We start from the raw sequence: 16923 nt of genomic DNA, 5'->3' as shown, positions 1-16923 counted from the left end.
CGCTTGTGGTGTGTGCCGCCCCTCGTTCGCCCCTGCGGGGCGGCGGGGGGCGGCGGTCGTTCGGGGCGGTTCCCGGCGGCGGGGTCGGTTCCGGGCGCGCCGGACGGGGCGGGCGGGGTCGCCGGGCGGTGGCCGCGCCGTGTGCCGTCGGCGCGCGGTGGGTGGGGGTGCCGGTCAGGCGTCGGGCGCCGGCTGGAGGGGGGCGGCCTTGCCGCGGCCGATCTGGGTGCGGACGGCGCCCATGCTCGCGGCGATGACGAGAGCGATCGCGAGGGACTGGGTGAGGGAGAGGGTCTGGCCGAGGACGAGGAAGCCGGCGATCGCGGCGACGGCGGGTTCGAGGCTCATGAGGATGGCGAAGGTGGAGGCGGGGAGGCGGCGCAGGGCGAGGAGTTCGAGGGTGTAGGGCAGGACGGAGGAGAGCAGGGCGACGGCGGCGCCGAGGGCGATGGTCGCCGGCACCAGGAGGCGACTGCCGGCGGCGGTGACGCCGAGGGGGAGGAAGGCGGTCGCGGCGACGACCATGGCGAGGGCGAGGCCGTCGGCCTGCGGGAAGCGCCGGCCGGTGCGGGCGCTGAAGACGATGTACGCGGCCCACATGGCGCCGGCGCCGAGGGCGAAGGCGACGCCTGCGGGGTCGAGGTTGCCGAAGCCGCCGCCGCCGAGGAGGAAGACCCCGCCCAGGGCGAGTCCCGCCCACAGGAGGTTGAGGACGCGGCGGGAGGTGAGGACGGAGAGGGCAAGGGGGCCGAGCACTTCGAGGGTGACGGCGGGGCCGAGGGGGATGCGGGCGACGGCCTGGTAGAAGAGGCCGTTCATGGCGCCCATGGTGAGGCCGAACACGGCGACGGTGCCCCAGTCGGCGCGGGAGTGGCCGCGCAGGGTGGGGCGGCAGACGGCGATGAGGACGACGGCGGCGGCGAGCAGGCGCAGGGTGACGACACCGGCGGCGCCGACGCGGGGCATGAGGCTGACGGCGAGGGCGCCGCCGAACTGGACGGAGATGCCGCCGGCGAGGACGAGGCCGACGGGTCCGAGGCTGCCGCGCCCGCCGGCTGGGGTGCCGGGTGCGCCGGCCGGGGTGGCGGTGGCCGGTGTGCCGGGGGCGGCGCTGGGGGTGTTCACGGGGCCTTCCAGGGGTTCGACTCAGGTTCGTTCATCGTGCTGCACCTGCCAGTCCAGAGTAATGGACCGGGTCAGGCGTGTGAACCCGTGATGCAACTGTCGCAGACGTGCCCCGGGCGTGCCTCCCGGACGGGCGTGCCGCCCCGACGGGCCGGCCGCGGGCGTCCGGCCGGTCCGCACCCGGCGGACCGGCCGACGGGCGGGCGTCCGGCCGGTCCGCACCCCGCGGGCGGTCCGGCCGGACGCGCGGGTCCGGCGGCCCGCGCCGCCGCGGCGGGCGGGGCCGACCTGTCCGTGCCGCCGGGGGCCGGGAGGCCGACCATCCGTGCCACCGGGGGCCGGGAGGCCGACCATCCCTGCCGCCGGGGGCCGGGAGGCCGACCATCCGTACCGCCGGGGGCCGGGGGCCGACCGTCCGTGCCACCGGGGGCCGGGGGCCGACCATCCCTGCCGCCGGGGGCCGGGAGGCCGACCATCCGCCCGCCTCGGCGGGCGGGGCCGACCGTCCGTACCGCCGGGGGCCGGGAGGCCGACAGTCCGTAGCGCCGGGGGCCGGGGGGCCGGCCGGCCGCGCCGCGCCGCGGGGACCTTGCGGGCCGCGGGTCAGCGGCGGGTCATGTAGACGTCGAGTGCCTTGTGCAGGAGGCGGTTCAGCGGGAAGTCCCATTCGCCGAGGTATTCGGCGGCCTCGCCGCCCGCGCCCGCCTTGAAGCGGAGCAGGCCCACGAGGTGGTCGCTCTCGTCGAGGGTGTCGGTGATGCCGCGGAAGTCGTAGACGGTCGCGCCGAGTTCGTGGGCGTCGGTCATCATGCGCCACTGGATGGCGTTGTTGGGCTGGACCTCGCGGCGGCGACTGCTGGAGGCGCCGTAGGAGTACCAGACGTGGGTGCCGACGGTGAGCAGGGTGGCGGCGGCGAGGACGTCGCCGTCGTGGTGGGCGAGGTAGAGGCGCATGCGGTCGGGGTCCTCGGTGGTGAGGGCGGTCCACATGCGCTGGAAGTAGGACAGCGGGCGGGTGATGAAGCGGTCGCGTTCGGCGGTCTCGGCGTACAGCTCGTGGAACACGGGCAGGTCGTCCCGGCCGCCGCGGACGACCTTGACGCCGGCCTTGTCGGCCTTCTTGATGTTGCGCCGCCACTGCTGGTTGAGGCCCTTGTGGAGGTCGTCGAGGGTGCGGCCGGCGAAGGGGACCTGGAAGACGTGGCGGGGCTGGCCGGCGGCGAAGCCGTCCTCGCCGCCGGGTTCGGCCTGCCGCCAGCCCGCGGCGCGCAGCCGGGCGGCGATCTCGGCGGCGGCGGGGTCCTCGGAGGTGGGCGGGACGTCGGCGAGGCGGTGGGCGGCGGGGTCGGCGATGGCGGCCTTGACGGTGTCGGCGCTCCAGCGGCGGGCGATGACGGGCGGCCCCATCTTGACGCTGAAGGCGCCGCGTTGCTTCAGGTGGGCGAGCATCGGGCGGAGCCAGCGCTCGGCGAGGTCGGGGGCGTGCCAGTCGATGACGGGGCCCTCGGGGAGGTAGGCGAGGTGGCGCTTGATTCCCGGGAGGGGGCGCAGGAGGGCGAGTCCGGTGCCCTGGAGGTGTCCGCGTTCGTCGAACCAGCCGAGGTTCTCGCTGCGCCAGTCGGGTTTGACGTCGGCCCAGGACGGGACCTGCATGTGGCTGGCCGAGGGGCGGGAGCGGACGAAGGCGAGGTGTTCGTCGCGGGTGATCGTCTGGAGGCGGAGGGTCATGCGGGCGTGCTCCTCGTGGTCCTCGGTCCGGGGGTGCTCGGGGTGGTCAGCGTAACGATCACGGGGTGTCGGGGCCGGTCTCGCGGGCCTGCGGGGTGAGGGCGTCGGCGAGGACTTCGGCCAGGTGGCGGCCGGTGCGGTCGCCGAGGTGGGCGAGCTGGGTGCGGCAGGAGTAGCCGTCGGCGAGGATCACGGTGTCGGGTGCGGCGGCGCGCACGGCGGGCAGGAGCTGCTCCTCGGCGCAGGCTCTCGACACGTCCTGGTGGCCTTGTTCGAGGCCGAAGTTCCCGGCGAGGCCGCAGCAGCCGCCGGAGAGGGTGCCGGTGAGTCCGGCGGCGGCGCGCAGGCGCTGTTCGGGTCCGTCGCCGAGGACGGCGTGCTGGTGGCAGTGGGTCTGTCCGGCGACGGGACGGTCCAGGCGCGGTGGGGTCCAGTGCGGTGCGTGGCGTTCGAGTGCTTCGGCGAAGGTGACGACGGAGCGGGCGAGGCGGTGGGCGCGGGGGTCGTCGGGGAGGAGTTCGGGCAGGTCGGTGCGCAGGGCGGCGGCGCAGCTGGGTTCCAGGACGACGACGGGCAGGTCGTCGACGGCGAGGTGGGGTTGGAGGAGGTCGAGGGTGCGGCGCAGGACGGTGCGGGCCCGGTCGAGCTGGCCGGTGGTGGTGTAGGTGAGTCCGCAGCAGACGCGGCGGCTGCGCAGGGCGGGCAGCAGGCCGGGGCGGAGGGGGCCGCGGGTGGTGCCGTCGCCGACGGGTGCCGTGCGGTGCGGGGTGCGGGCGGGGAGCAGGACGGTGAGTCCGGCGTTCTCCAGGACGTGGACGGCGGCGATGCCGGCGGCGGGGGCGAGGTGTTCGGTGAAGGTGTCGGGCCACAGCAGGACGGCGGGGCCGGCGGAGCCGGAGGGGCCGGCGGGGGGTGCCGCGGGGGTGCGGGCGCGGTCGCGGAGGCGGTCGGCCCACCAGCGGCTGAAGGTGCGGGGGGCGAGCGGGGGGAGGGGGCGGCCGGGGGCGATGCCGGCGAGGTGCCGGGCGAGGGCGGCGGCGGGGCGCAGGGCGGTGAGGGCGTTGACGAGGCGGGCGGTGCGGGTGCGGGTGACGGCGGCGAGCCAGCCGGGGAGCCGTCCAAGGGTGTAGTGGCTGCGGGGGCGGCGGCGGCCGGCGTAGTGGTGGTGGAGGAATTCGGCCTTGTAGGTGGCCATGTCGACGCCGACGGGGCAGTCGGAGCGGCAGCCCTTGCAGGACAGGCACAGGTCGAGGGCGTCGCGGACCTCGGTGGAGCGCCATCCGTCGGTGACGATCTCGCCGGCGAGCATCTCGTGCAGGAGGCGGGCGCGGCCCCGGGTGGAGTGGGTCTCGTCGCCGGTGGCGCGGTAGGAGGGGCACATGACGTCGTGGCCGGGCGGGGTGGTGGTGCGGCATTTGGCGACGCCGACGCAGCGGCGGACGGCGGCGGTGAAGTCGCCGTCGTCGTCGGGGTAGCCGAAGGCGACGTCGACGGGCCGGCGCGGGAGGGGCGCGAAGCGGAGGTTGTCGTCGAGGCGGTGGGGGCGGACGAGGATGCCGGGGTTGAGGATGCCGTGGGGGTCCCAGAGGTCCTTGGCGCGTTCGAAGAGGTGGACGAGGTCGGGTCCGTAGAGGGCGGGCAGGAGTTCGGCGCGGGCCTGTCCGTCGCCGTGTTCGCCGGAGAGGGAGCCGCCGTGGGAGACGACGAGGCGGGCGATGTCCTCGGAGAAGCGGCGGAAGCGGGCGATGCCGGGGGTGGTGACGAGGTCGAAGTCGATGCGGACGTGGATGCAGCCGTCGCCGAAGTGCCCGTAGGGGGTGCCGCGGAGGTGGTGTTCGGCGAGGAGGGCGCGGAAGTCGCGGAGGTAGGCGCCGAGCCGGGCGGGCGGTACGGCGCAGTCCTCCCAGCCGGGCCATGCCTCGCCGGCGGGGCCGGTGGTGGCGGGGATGCGGGTGGCGGTGCCGGAGGCGTCCTCGCGCAGCCGCCACAGGGCGCGTTGGCCGGCGGGGTCGGTGACGACGCGGGCGTCGGTGACGTCGGCGGCTCGGACGATGGTGTCGGCGTGGGCGCGGGCTTCGGCGGGGGTGGTGCCGCCGGTCTCGACGAACAGCCAGGCTCCGCCGCGGGGCAGGGCGGAGGGGTCGGGGACGAGGTCGGCGGCCATGCCCTCGACGGTGAGGGGGTGGTGCGGGAGGAGGCCCGCCGCGGCGTCGGCGGCGGCGCTCTCGTCGGGGTAGCCGAGGACGGCGAGGGCGCGGGCGGGGGGCGTGGGGACGAGGTGGACCTCGGCTTCGGTGAGGACCGCCCAGGTGCCCTCGGTACCGCAGAAGGCGCGGGCGACGTCGTTGCCGCGTTCGGGCAGGAGGGCGTCGAGGGCGTAGCCGGAGATGCGGCGGGGCAGGTCGGGGTAGCCGGTGCGCAGCAGGGCGAGGTGGTCGGCGACGAGGTCGCCGAGGCCGTCGGGTGCGCCCGCTCCGTGGGGGCCGAGGCGGGTGGTGCGGCCGGTGGTGTCGACGACGGTGAGGGTGCCGACGTTGTCGGCGGTGGTGCCCCAGGCGACGGAGTGGGTGCCGCAGGAGTTGTTGCCGATCATGCCGCCGATGGTGCAGCGGCTGTGGGTGGAGGGGTCGGGGCCGAAGCGGAGTCCGTGGGGGGCGGCGGCTTCCTGGAGGCGGTCCAGGACGGTGCCGGGCTGGACGCGGGCGGTGCGGGTGGCGGGGTCCAGGTCGAGGACGCGGTTCATGTGGCGGGTGAGGTCGAGGACGATGCCGGTGCCGGTGGCCTGTCCGGCGATGGAGGTGCCGCCGCCGCGGGGGACGAGGGGGACGCCGTGTTCGCGGCAGAGGTCGAGGGTGGCGGCGATGTCGTCGGCGTCGCGGGGGGAGACGACGCCGAGGGGGACGCGGCGGTAGTTGGAGGCGTCCATGGTGGTGAGGGCGCGGGCGGTGGTGTCGAAGGCGACGTCGCCGCGGACGGCCCGGGTCAGGGCGGTGCGCAGGGCGTGGTGGTGGTCCTGCGGTGCGGTCCGGGCGGGCGCCTTCCGCGGGAGGGGGGTGCTGCCGCGGTCCGTCCGGCCGGGCGGGCGCGCTCCGGTCCCGCGGCCTGTCGCGCCGGTGCCGGTGGGTTCGCCGGTGCCGGTGGGTTCGCCGGTGCCGGTCTCCTCGTGTGTCGCGCCGTCGTCCATCGGGTCGCCTCTCTCCGCGTCGCCGTGCTGCGCGGGCCCGTCGGCCGGGCCGCTGCCGTCCGTGTCGTGCTCCGCCGGGTGCCGGGCGGGGGTGTCGCCGCCGGCCGTGCCGGTGTCCGGGTCCGGCGCGGTGGCGGGGCCGGTTGGCCGGGGCGGTGGGGTGGGCCGGTCGGCGGCACGGTCGGTGGGGGTGCCGGGGGGCCGGGTGGGGTGGGCCCGGGGTCGTCGTCCGGGCTGTCCGTGAGGTCGTCCGCCGCGATCCGTCATGGGTCCAGGATGCCGCCCGGGGGCGGGCGGGGGCTGCCCGCTGGACGGCCGAAAGGCCCCGTTTTGCCGTGTCGATCATGAGACCGCTCCCCGAACCTTCCCAATCCGATCACGAACTCACATATAGTGACCGCCAGTTGAGCACCTGGTGTCGCTTCTCGCCCAGGACCCGACCGAGGACACCACCGAGGACACGTTCTTCCCCCAGGAACACGACCGAGGACCGATTGATGACCCCGCCCCCGCCGTCCGGCGAACGCCCCGCCCTGCGCGCCCTCGCACCCCCCGTGCTGACCGCCGCCGTCGCGGCCGCGATCGCCGTGCCGGCCGCCGTCCTGCTCGCCCCCGCGCCCGCCCGCGCCCCGCTCGCCTGGGGCCTCGGCATCGCCGCCGTCCTGCTGTGCGCGGCCGTCGCCGTCGCGGCCCGGGCGACCGCGGTCGCCGCGGTCCTGCGCCGCAGACTCGACTCCGTGACCGAGGACGCCGGCCGGCTGCTGCACGAACGGGCCCGGCAGGCCGAGGAGTTCGGCCGGGAACGGAACCGGATGGCCGACGAGGCCGCACGGGAACGCGCGCGCGAGGCCGAGGCCGCCGACCGGGAACGGGCCCGGCTGACCGAGGAGGCGCACCGCGAACGCGAGCGCCTCACCGCGGAGTTCGCTGCGGAACGCGACCGGTTCGCCGCCGACCGCGCCCGGCTGAGCGCCCGCAACGCCGAACTCGGCGCCCGTGTCCGGCAGGCCACCGGCGAGCGGGCCGCCGCCATCTCCGCGACCGCCAACGCGGCCGGCCGGATGCAGGCCCTGTCCACCGGGATGCTCGCCGACCTGCGCGCCATGGAGGAGCGGCACTCCGACGAGGACGTTCTCGCCGACCTGCTGTACCTGGACCACCGCACCGCGCAGGCCGGCCGGCTCGCCGACTCCGTGGCCGTCCTCGCGGGCGCCCGCTCCGGGCGCCGCTGGGCCCGCCCCATCGTCATGGAGTCCATCCTGCGCGGCGCCATGGGCCGCATCGGCGGCTACCAGCGGGTGCGGGTGCACTCCGCGAGCGAGGCCGCCGTCGCCGGGCACGCCGCCGAGGGCGTCATGCACGCGCTCGCCGAACTCCTCGACAACGCGGCCACGTTCTCCCCGCCGACCGCCGAGGTCCACGTCTACGTGGAGGAGGTTCCGGCGGGCGTCATCGTCTCCGTCGAGGACAGCGGCCTGGTGATGGGCGACGTGCAGTTGCGCCGCGCCGAACGCGCCGTCTCCGGCGAGGCGGCGGAGGGCGGCGGGCTCGGCGGCCTGACCGGCACCCGTCTCGGCCTCGCCGTCGTCGGCCGGCTCGCCCGCAAGCACGGCCTGAAGGTGTCGTTCCGCCCCTCCGCGCGCGGCGGCACCGGCGTCCTCGTCCTCATCCCGCAGGACCTCCTCACCCAGCCCGGCGCCGCCGGCGGCGCCCCCGCCGCGCAGGCCCCGGCCGCCGCGACCGCCGCCGGGCCCGCCGACACCACCCACGAGCGACGCACCCCGGACGAGCCGGCGGCCCCCGACGGTGCGCCCGTCGGGCACGACGCCGGCGCCGCCCGGCCCTCCCGGGAGACCCCCGCCGCCCCCGTGTCGTACGCGGCCGGCCGCGCGAGCGGGGACCTCGACCCCGACCCGGTCCCGGCGCACGACTCGCCGCGGCACGATCAGGGGCCCGCGCCCGCCGGCGGCCTGCCCAGGCGGCGCCGCGGACGGACCCTCGCCCACGCCGAGCGCAGCCGCTCCCACACGGCGGCGCGGCCCGCTCCCGAGGCCCGCGAGGAGGAGGACCGGCGGACCCGGTCCGCCGCCCGCTTCGGCAGCTTCCGGCAGGCCGTGCGCGGCACGGCGCCCGACGCCCCGGACCCCGCGCGGGCCGAGGAGCCGGCGGCCGGCGGTCCCGCACGGGACCACGCCGCGGAAGGCGCCCCCGGACAACGCCCCGCGCCGCGCGCCGACGCCCAGCCCGGCACCGGCGACGCGGCCGGCGCACGGGGCGCCGACCCCCTCTCCCCGACGACCCCCGCCCAGCACGCGCTCCCGGAAGGCGACACCACCTCATGACCGGCACCCTCACCGCCGACGAGAAGCTCTCCTGGCTCATCGAGGGCCTCCTGGAGCGCACCCCGGGCGCCCGGCACGCCCTCGTGCTCTCCCGCGACGGCCTGAAGCTGTGCCGCACCCCCGAGCTGTCGGTCGACCAGGCCGACCAGCTCGCCGCGATCGCCGCCGGCATCCAGTCGCTGTCCCACGGGGCGTCCGTCGAGTTCGGCGACGGCTCCGGCGGCGTGCGCTCGGCGATGGCCGAGTTCTACGGCGGGGTGCTGTTCATCGTGGAGGCGGGCGACGGCGCGCACCTGGCCGTGGTCACCGCCGAGGACGCCGACGCCGGGCTCGTGGGACACAACATGAGCGAACTCGTGGAACAGCTCGGCGAGCACCTGAGCGCACCGCCGCGCACGTCATGAGCCGTCCCGGCAGGGACGACGCGCCCGACCGGCTGTACACCCTCACCGGGGGCCGCAGCCGGTCCGGGCCCGACACCCCCTTCGACCTGGTGACGCTGGTGGTCGCCGAGTGCGAGCCGGTGACGGGCATGCAGTCCGAGCACGCCGCGATCCTGCGGATGTGCGAACGGCCCACCGCCGTCGTGGAGATCGCGGCGGAACTCGGGCTCCCGGTGTCGATCACCCGCGTCCTGCTGTCCGACCTGCTCGCCGCGGGCCGCGTCGGCGCCCGCCACCCGCACACCACCGTTCCCTCCGGCCTTCCCGATCCCGACATCCTGGAGCAGGTGCTCGTTGGACTCCGTAACCTCTGACGCTCGTGCGCCCCTGTCGGCGTCGGCCGACAACGGCCTGAAGATCGTGGTCGTGGGCGGCTTCGGCGTCGGCAAGACGACCCTGGTCCGCTCGGTCAGCGAGATACGTCCCCTCAACACCGAGGAGACGATGACGCAGGCCGGCGCGGCCGTCGACGACATCAGCGAGGTCCGCGGCAAGTCCGCGACCACCGTCGCCTTCGACTTCGGCCGCATCACCCTCGACGCCCACAACGTGCTCTACCTGTTCGGCGCGCCCGGCCAGGAACGGTTCTGGTTCCTGTGGGACCGGCTGTTCGCCGGCACGCTCGGAGCCGTCGTCCTGGTCGACACCCGCCGCATCGACGACTCCTGGTACGCCATCGACCGGCTGGAGCACCACGGCACCCCGTTCATCGTGGCGTGCAACGACTTCGGCGGGCCCGCGCACACCCCGGCCGAGATCCGCGAGGCCCTCGACCTCGACCCCCACGTGCCGCTCCTCGACTGCGACGCCCGCTCCCGCCAGTCCAGCAAGCAGGTGCTGATCACGCTGGTGGAGCACCTGCAGTCCCTGCACGCCCGCCACGGCGCCCCCTCCGCGCAGGGCGCCCCGACCGCACCGGAGCCCGCGCTGTGAGCCCCGTTCCCGACCCCGCGCCCGTCCCGCTCGGCGGCCCCCGGTTCCAGACCGACCCCGCCGAGCTGTACCGGGAGATGCGACGCGACCACGGCGCGGTCGTGCCCGTCGTCCTCGACGGCGACGTCCCCGCCCACCTCGTCCTCGGCTACCGCGAACTGCACCAGGTGACCGGTGACCCGCAGCTGTTCAGCCGCGACTCGGACCTGTGGAACCAGTGGGACGCCATTCCCGACGACTGGCCGCTGCTGCCGATGATCGGCCGCAAGCAGCCCTCCATCCTCTACACCGTCGGCGAACGCCACCGCGAGCGCGCCGCGATGATCAGCGACGCCCTGGAGGCCGTCGACGCCTTCGAACTGCGCTCCCACGCCGAGAAGTTCGCCGACGAACTCATCGACGCGGTGTGCTCCAAGGGCGAGACGGACCTCATCGGCGACTACGCCGCCCTGCTTCCCGTCCGCGTCCTCGCCACCCTCTACGGCTTCTCCGACGAGCAGGGCCCCGGCCTGGTCACCGCCCTCAACGACATGATCAACGGCCGGGAGGGCGCGCTGGAGGGGCAGCGGCACCTCGCCCTGTCGATGGCGCAGCTCCTCGCCGACCGGAAGCAGACCCCCGCCGACGACGTGGTCTCCCGGATGCTGGCGGACCCCTCCGGGTTCACCGACGAGGAGATCGCGCAGGACCTGATGGTCATGATGGCCGCCGGGCACCAGCCCACCGCGGACTGGATCGGCAACTCGCTGCGCCTGATGCTCACCGACGACCGGTTCGCCGCCTCCCTGTTCGGCGGCCGGCACAGCGTCGCCGAGGCCATGAACGAGGTCCTGTGGGAGGACACCCCCACGCAGAACGTCGCGGGCCGGTGGGCCTCGCGCGACACGCAGCTCGGCGGGCGCCGCATCCGCGCCGGCGACCTCGTGCTGCTCGGACTGCAGGGCGCCAACTCCGACCCGCAGGTCCGGACCGACGGCTCCGCGCTCACCGGCGGCAACAACGCCCACTTCTCCTTCGGGCACGGCGAGCACCGCTGCCCGTTCCCCGCGCAGGAGGTCGCCGAGGTCATCGCGCGGACCGGCATCGAGGTCGTCCTGGACCGGCTGCCCGACATCGACCTGGCCGTGCCCGCCGGGTCGTTGACGCGGCGCCCCTCCCCGTGGCTGCGCGGGCTGACCGAACTGCCCGTCACCTTCACGCCCGTGCCCGCCTCCTGAGCCCCCGGGCACCGCGCACGACACCGACGCACCCGGCCGGCGCAGCCGCCGGCCGGGTTCCGGGCGCCGCCCCGGGAAGACGCCGTACCCCTACCCCGCCCTCTGGAGGCACCCCCGCATGACCACCGGTACCGAAGAGACCCGCATCGCCCTGGACCCCTTCGTCACCGACCTGGACGGCGAGAGCGAGGCGCTGCGCGCCGCGGGCCCGCTCGCGGCCGTCGAACTGCCCGGCGGGGTACCCGTCTGGGCGGTCACCCACCACGCCGAGGCGCGCGCCCTGCTCACCGACCCCCGCCTGGTCAAGGACATCAACGTGTGGGGCGCCTGGCAGCGCGGGGAGATCGCCCCCGACTGGCCGCTGATCGGGCTCGCCAACCCCGGCCGCTCCATGCTCACCGTGGACGGCGCCGACCACCGCCGGATGCGCACCCTGGTCGCGCAGGCGCTCACCCCGCGGCGGGTGGAGCGGATGCGGGAGCGGATAGCGAAGCTCACCGAGGGCCTCCTGGACGGCCTGCACGGCGAGGTCGTCGACCTGAAGGCCGAGTTCGCCTACCCGCTGCCCATGTACGTCGTCGCGGACCTCATGGGCATCGACGAGGCGCGGCTGCCGCGGCTGAAGGAGCTGTTCGAGAAGTTCTTCTCCACCCAGACCCCGCCCGCCGAGGTGATCGCGACGCTCACCGAGCTGGCCGGGATCATGGCGGCGACCGTCGCGGCCAAGCGGGCGGAGCCGGGTGACGACCTGACCAGCGCGCTGATCCTCGCCTCCGAGGACGGCGACCACCTCACCGACGAGGAGATCGTCTCCACCCTCCAGCTGATGGTCGCGGCCGGCCACGAGACGACGATCTCCCTGATCGTCAACGCGGTCGTCAACCTGTCGGCCCACCCCGACCAGCGGGCCCGGGTGCTGTCCGGGGAGGCCGACTGGTCGGCGGTCGTGGAGGAGACGCTGCGCTACTCGACGCCGACGTCCCACGTCCTGATCCGCTTCGCGACCGAGGACGTCCCGGTCGGCGACAAGGTGATCCCGGCGGGCGACGCGCTGATCGTGTCGTACGGGGCGATCGGCCGGGACGAGACGGCGCACGGCCCGACGGCCGGCGACTTCGACATCAGCCGCACCGAGGGCCCCCGGCACATCTCCTTCGGCCACGGCCCGCACGTCTGCCCCGGCGCCGCCCTGTCCCGCCTGGAGGCGGGCGTGGCGCTGCCGGCGCTGTACGCGCGCTTCCCCGGCCTGGACCTGGCGGTCCCGGCGTCGGAGCTGCGGAACAAGCCGGTGGTGACGCAGAACGACCTGTTCGAACTGCCGGTTCGACTGATCACCGGATGAGGTGAGGGGCGTAGGCCCCGGAGGGCGCCTTCCGCGGAGGGCGCCCTGTCCGCTCCCGGGTGCCGTCGGCGGACGAGCGCTACGGCGACCGACGTGAACAAGGAGAGGCACGGTGCCCCCTCTCCCCCTTCTCTCCGCCGCGTCTCGCGTCTCTCTCGGTGCGGTCCCCGGTCGTCTCAGCCGCCGGACGACGTTTCGACCAGGTTTCCCCGACCGGCTAGGCTCCCCGCGTGGCTGATATCCAGATCCCCGCTGACATCAAGCCCGCCGACGGACGATTCGGCGCTGGCCCCTCCAAGGTGCGGACGGAGGCGCTCGACGCGCTGGCCGCGACCGGCCGTTCCCTGCTCGGCACCTCCCACCGCCAGGCCCCGGTCAAGAACCTGGTCGGCAGCGTCCGCGAGGGCGTACGCGAACTGTTCTCGCTGCCCGAGGGCTACGAGGTCGTCCTCGGCAACGGCGGCTCCACCGCGTTCTGGGACATCGCGACGCACGGCCTGATCGACGCCAAGTCGCAGCACCTCACCTTCGGCGAGTTCTCCTCGAAGTTCGCGAAGGCCGCCAGGCTCGCGCCGTGGCTCGCCGACCCGAGCGTCGTCTCCTCCGACCCGGGCACCCACCCCGAGCCGGTCGCCGAGGCGGGCGTCGACGTGTACGCCTTCACCCACAACGAGACCTCCACCGGTGTCGCGGCGCCGATCAAGCGGGTCGCCGGAGCCGACCCGGGCTCGCTGGTCCTGGTGGACGCCACCTCGGGAGCCGGCGGCCTGCCCGTCGACATCGCCGAGACGGACGTCTACTACTTCGCCCCGCAGAAGTCGTTCGCCTCCGACGGCGGCCTGTGGATCGGCGTGTTCTCCCCCGCCGCCGTGGAGCGCGCCGAGCGGATCCACGCCTCGGGCCGCCACGTCCCGGAGTTCTTCTCGCTGCCCACCGCGATCGACAACTCCCGCAAGAACCAGACGTACAACACCCCGGCCCTCGCGACGCTCTTCCTGCTCAACGAGCAGCTGGAGTGGATCAACGGGCAGGGCGGCCTGGCCTGGTCGACGGCCCGGACGAAGGACTCCTCCTCGCGTCTGTACCGCTGGGCCGAGGACAGCAAGTACGCCACCCCGTTCGTCACCGACCCCGCCCAGCGCAGCCAGGTCATCGGCACGATCGACTTCGCCGACGAGATCGACGCCGCCGCCGTGGCCAAGGCGCTGCGTGCCAACGGCATCGTCGACACCGAGCCGTACCGCAAGCTCGGCCGCAACCAGCTGCGTGTGGCGATGTTCCCGGCGATCGACCCGGCGGACGTCGAGGCGCTCACGCGGTGCGTCGACTACGTGATCGAGAAGCTGTAGTCCCTCCCGTACGACACCGAGAGCGCCCGGCGGATGATCCGCCGGGCGCTCTCGGCTCTCCGGGTGCCGCTTACGCGAACTGGCCCAGGAATGCCTGCCAGGTCTCGCGGGAGACCACGAGGACGGGACCGTCGCCCTGCTTGCTGTCGCGGACGGCCCGACCGCCGGGAGCGGTGTGGGCGACCTCGACGCAGGCGTTTTCTGCCCCCGAGTACGACGACTTCCGAAAGGGACTTACGACCTCGGTCACGATGTGTCTTCCTTCAAGCTCCGCAGTACGCCCCGGATGACCCTCGCGCTCGCCTCCGGCGCCAACGCCGCCGATCGTAGTAGGTCGAACGCATTGGCGTAAGCGGCGAGGTCGCCCGCTGCCTCAAGGACCGACGTACCCCGCAGGTTGTCCATGGCGACCGCTTCCACCGTCGGCTCCTCGTCGAAGCTGAAGGAGGAGAAGGCCGACGAGTAACCGGCCAGGCTGCCCGCACTGAAGGGCAGAACCTGCACGGTCACGTTCTTCCGCTTCCCGGTCTCCAGGATCGCGGCCAATTGGTCCCGGTGGATCTCGACGCTCACCAGAGGGTGCGCCACGACGGACTCCCAGAGGATGACCGTGTACGAGGCGCCGCCCTCCTCGATCTTCGCCTGCCGGCCCGCCCTGACCTTCACCAACTCGGCGGCCCGCTCCGGCTCGATGCCGTGGGGAGAACTGGCGATCACAGCCTCCGCGTAGGCCGGGGTCTGCAAGAGTCCGGGCACCATCACCGGCTGCCACTCGCGGATGTAGGTCGCGTCGTCTTCCAAGGCGATGTGGTCCACGTAGTCCGGACGCAGATGGGCGGCATGCTCCAGCCACCAGCCCCGGTTCTTGGAGTGCTTGGCCAACTCCTCCAGTTTGCGCCGGACTTCCGGATCGCTGATGCCATAGGCGTCCAGGAGCAGCCGGACCTCGATGACGCGTGCGGTGACGTTCCCGCTCTCAAGTCGACTGATCCTGGCCTGGCTTGCCGCGATGATCTCGGCGGCCTTCGGCTGGTCGATCTTGGCGGCCTGCCTGTACTGCCTGAGCGCCGCGCCAAGTCGCCTGCTGCGCACCGTCGGTCGTCCACCTGCGGGCATGGGAACTCCCCTCTCCTGCGGCCACGATGCCACACCCATCACCATCACTGACCGGACATCACTCGATCGGACGACTTACTGAATGCATTCACTCAAGCTCATTGCGTAAGTGCCGAGGTCGGGCCTAGCTTCGGCCCCATGCCCCCACCTCAGACATTCCGCATCGCCGGCCGCAGGCAGAACGTGCCCGTGGCCCGAAGGCGTGTCCGCTCGACGCTCTCCGACTGGGGCGCCCCCGCCGAACTGATCGAGCGCGCAACCCTCCTGGCCGGCGAACTCGTCGCCAACGCCGTCACGCACTGCCGGGTCTCCCACGCCCTCATCGAGGTGGCGCTCACCCTGCGCGGGGACGACCTGACGCTGGAGGTCTGGGACCCCGACCGGGACCGGCTTCCCCGGCCCCGGCGGGCCGGCCCGCACGAGGAGGGCGGGCGCGGTCTGGCGCTCGTCGCGGAGCTGGCCGACACATGGGGGCACCGGCAGGGCCCGTACACCAAGTGCGTGTGGGCCCGGTTCACGCTCGCCCGACGACCGGGGAGGGCCGATGCTCCGGCGGGCTCATGACGCGCTCACCCGCCTGTTCCGGCGCCCCGCCTCCGGCGGTTCCCCGATGGACGGCCGGGACCTCGGGGCCGAGGTGCGCGCACCGGACCCGTACGTGTGGCGGCTCCCCGACCCCTACGACGCCCGCTGGCGCCGCTGGGCCCGGCGCAACCAGGCGGCGGGCCACCGACTGCCGTTCCCCCGCGACGACGCGTGCTGGCGGAGCCCGCCTCCGCCCCCGCCGTCCACGCCCTGGGGACCTTCGGACGACGTGGTGCGGCTCTACGTCCTCAGGCCGTGAGACCCCGCCGGACGCACAGGCGATCACCTGCCGGGCGGCGCCGCGGCCGTCGTTTCGCCGCCGCGAGGTGGCGGCGGAGTGCGGGCTCCGCGAGCCGCCGCCGACCGAGACGGCGTTCCCGCTCGTGGCACCGCGGGCCGGCGCCCCCTCCCTCGTCCGTCGGATATATGACGGAAAGTCAGCGGCGCCTCAGCCTGCGCAGGCCGAAGAACCCCGCGAGCAGCGCAGCGACCGCGACGGCGCCCACCGTGGCGCTCTTGCTCGTCTCGCCCCCGCCGCCGGAGGCGGAACCGCCGCCCTTCGAGGGGGACGCGGCGTCGGAGCCGGCGGCACCGGGCGCGTCCTCGGGCTGCACGGGGCTGTTCGCTCCCTCGCTGCCGTACAGCAGTTTCCGTCCGTCGGTGGTGTACGTGACGGATTCGCCCTGCGCCTGGAGCGGCACGTCCAGGCGCTCCCGCCGCTTGATGTCGCCGCCGTTCCAGTCGTAGAGGATGCCGCCGAAGTAGCCCCGTACGGCGAGGTGCCGGCCGTCCGGCGAGAAGGCGCCGTCGGTGACCCACAGGTCGACGGGGGCGACGCGCTCGAAGACGTTCGTGCCGGTCGCGGAGAGCCGGGCCGGGCCCTCGTAGAGGTGACCGCCGTCCTCGTTCTTGTCGGCGATGTACACCCGGCCCGTCTTCGGGTGGACCATCAGCGCCTCGGCGTTGCGGGGGCCGTCGGCGTACTTCACGACGTACTGCGTGGCGCGGACCGTCTGGTCCTTGAGGACCTTCGGCTCGGGGAGCTTGTAGATCCACACGTGGTCCCACTTGCCGCCCAGGTTGTCGCCGATGTCGCCGACGTACAGGTCGCCGTCGGGGCCCAGCGAGATCGCCTCGACGTCCCGCGGGGCGCCGACGCCGCTCATCGTGACGGTGGCCACGGTGCGGCCGGTACGGCTGTCGACCGCGTACAGGTAGGGGCCGTCGTCGCTGTCGTTGTGCGTCCAGTACACGCCCGGGTGGATGCGGGAGGCGGCGAGGCCGCTGGACTCCGTGATGCGGGGGTCCTTGATGGTGAAGCCGTCGTCGCCCGCGTCGGCGAGGGCCGGGGCCGCGGCGACGACTCCGGCGACGGCGACGGCGAGAGCTCCGGCGAGGACTCCGGCGGCGGTCCCGGGGCGGGGCGAGGGCGATCGGCGCATGGCCCAAGACTGCCACCCCGCCGTGCCGTTCGCGTCGGCGGCGCCCCCGCGGGGCCGGGAACCGGGCGGACCGGCCCCGCGGGGGGCGCCGGCGACGGCGGACAGTGGCAGGCCTCA

15 protein-coding genes are annotated in these 16923 nt (G+C 74.8%); 9 read left to right on the top strand and 6 right to left on the bottom strand.

The window, feature by feature from the left end; all coding sequences use genetic code 11:
* Window positions 1-174: 174 nt before the first annotated feature.
* The 3 genes from ACGFS9_RS02470 to ACGFS9_RS02460 form a co-directional block, all read right to left on the bottom strand.
* The gene (locus ACGFS9_RS02470) at window positions 175-1125 is read right to left on the bottom strand and encodes a DMT family transporter (protein ID WP_393249968.1); all 951 of its coding nucleotides are present in this window, start codon (window positions 1123-1125) and stop codon (window positions 175-177) included.
* 603 nt (window positions 1126-1728) lie between these two features.
* Window positions 1729-2853, bottom strand: coding sequence for a lipid II:glycine glycyltransferase FemX (locus ACGFS9_RS02465; RefSeq protein WP_393249966.1), 1125 nt, complete (start codon window positions 2851-2853; stop codon window positions 1729-1731).
* 58 nt (window positions 2854-2911) lie between these two features.
* On the bottom strand, window positions 2912-6304 hold the full coding sequence (locus ACGFS9_RS02460; protein WP_393249964.1) for an FAD-binding and (Fe-S)-binding domain-containing protein: 3393 nt from the start codon (window positions 6302-6304) through the stop codon (window positions 2912-2914).
* Between the two features lie 230 nt (window positions 6305-6534).
* Between ACGFS9_RS02460 and ACGFS9_RS02455 the strand changes: the two genes are divergently transcribed.
* From ACGFS9_RS02455 to serC, 7 genes are all read left to right on the top strand, one after another.
* Entirely contained in the window at window positions 6535-8379 is a 1845-nt protein-coding gene (locus ACGFS9_RS02455) for an ATP-binding protein (protein ID WP_393249962.1), read from the top strand.
* Window positions 8376-8783, top strand: a complete 408-nt coding sequence (locus ACGFS9_RS02450; protein ID WP_393249960.1) for a roadblock/LC7 domain-containing protein — start codon at window positions 8376-8378, stop codon at window positions 8781-8783. Before ACGFS9_RS02455 ends, ACGFS9_RS02450 begins: the two co-directional genes overlap by 4 nt.
* Window positions 8780-9136, top strand: a complete 357-nt coding sequence (locus ACGFS9_RS02445; protein ID WP_393249958.1) for a DUF742 domain-containing protein — start codon at window positions 8780-8782, stop codon at window positions 9134-9136. The genes ACGFS9_RS02450 and ACGFS9_RS02445 overlap by 4 nt, the downstream gene beginning before the upstream one ends.
* Window positions 9117-9755 (top strand): ATP/GTP-binding protein, encoded by a 639-nt coding sequence (locus tag ACGFS9_RS02440; RefSeq protein ID WP_393249956.1) that lies wholly within the window; start codon window positions 9117-9119, stop codon window positions 9753-9755. Before ACGFS9_RS02445 ends, ACGFS9_RS02440 begins: the two co-directional genes overlap by 20 nt.
* Window positions 9752-10972 carry a cytochrome P450 gene (locus tag ACGFS9_RS02435; RefSeq protein WP_393249954.1) on the top strand — a complete coding sequence of 407 codons (1221 nt, stop codon included), beginning with the start codon at window positions 9752-9754 and terminating at the stop codon, window positions 10970-10972. The genes ACGFS9_RS02440 and ACGFS9_RS02435 overlap by 4 nt, the downstream gene beginning before the upstream one ends.
* Window positions 10973-11090: 118 nt before the next feature.
* Window positions 11091-12314, top strand: a complete 1224-nt coding sequence (locus tag ACGFS9_RS02430; protein WP_393249952.1) for a cytochrome P450 — start codon at window positions 11091-11093, stop codon at window positions 12312-12314.
* 230 nt (window positions 12315-12544) lie between these two features.
* Window positions 12545-13663 (top strand): phosphoserine transaminase, encoded by a 1119-nt coding sequence (serC, locus tag ACGFS9_RS02425; protein ID WP_393249950.1) that lies wholly within the window; start codon window positions 12545-12547, stop codon window positions 13661-13663.
* A gap of 70 nt (window positions 13664-13733) precedes the next feature.
* On the opposite strand, the gene ACGFS9_RS02420 is transcribed toward serC, so the two are convergent.
* Both ACGFS9_RS02420 and ACGFS9_RS02415 read right to left on the bottom strand, forming a co-directional pair.
* Window positions 13734-13913 carry a DUF397 domain-containing protein gene (locus tag ACGFS9_RS02420; RefSeq protein WP_393249948.1) on the bottom strand — a complete coding sequence of 60 codons (180 nt, stop codon included), beginning with the start codon at window positions 13911-13913 and terminating at the stop codon, window positions 13734-13736.
* Window positions 13910-14779 carry a helix-turn-helix transcriptional regulator gene (locus tag ACGFS9_RS02415; protein WP_393249946.1) on the bottom strand — a complete coding sequence of 290 codons (870 nt, stop codon included), beginning with the start codon at window positions 14777-14779 and terminating at the stop codon, window positions 13910-13912. Before ACGFS9_RS02415 ends, ACGFS9_RS02420 begins: the two co-directional genes overlap by 4 nt.
* 138 nt (window positions 14780-14917) lie before the next feature.
* Between ACGFS9_RS02415 and ACGFS9_RS02410 the strand changes: the two genes are divergently transcribed.
* Together ACGFS9_RS02410 and ACGFS9_RS02405 are read left to right on the top strand one after the other, a co-directional pair.
* Window positions 14918-15343, top strand: a complete 426-nt coding sequence (locus tag ACGFS9_RS02410; RefSeq protein WP_393249944.1) for an ATP-binding protein — start codon at window positions 14918-14920, stop codon at window positions 15341-15343.
* Entirely contained in the window at window positions 15324-15623 is a 300-nt protein-coding gene (locus ACGFS9_RS02405) for a hypothetical protein (protein ID WP_393249942.1), read from the top strand. The genes ACGFS9_RS02410 and ACGFS9_RS02405 overlap by 20 nt, the downstream gene beginning before the upstream one ends.
* A 178-nt stretch (window positions 15624-15801) precedes the next feature.
* Here the strand turns inward: ACGFS9_RS02405 and ACGFS9_RS02400 are convergent, their stop codons facing one another.
* Window positions 15802-16806, bottom strand: coding sequence for a WD40 repeat domain-containing protein (locus ACGFS9_RS02400; protein ID WP_393249940.1), 1005 nt, complete (start codon window positions 16804-16806; stop codon window positions 15802-15804).
* Window positions 16807-16923: the final 117 nt, after the last annotated feature.

Source organism: Streptomyces sp. NPDC048566 (genome assembly GCF_043199735.1).
Lineage (GTDB): Bacteria > Actinomycetota > Actinomycetes > Streptomycetales > Streptomycetaceae > Streptomyces.
Note: the sequence above shows the minus strand (reverse complement) of the source record. Positions and strands in the feature narration are given on the sequence as shown.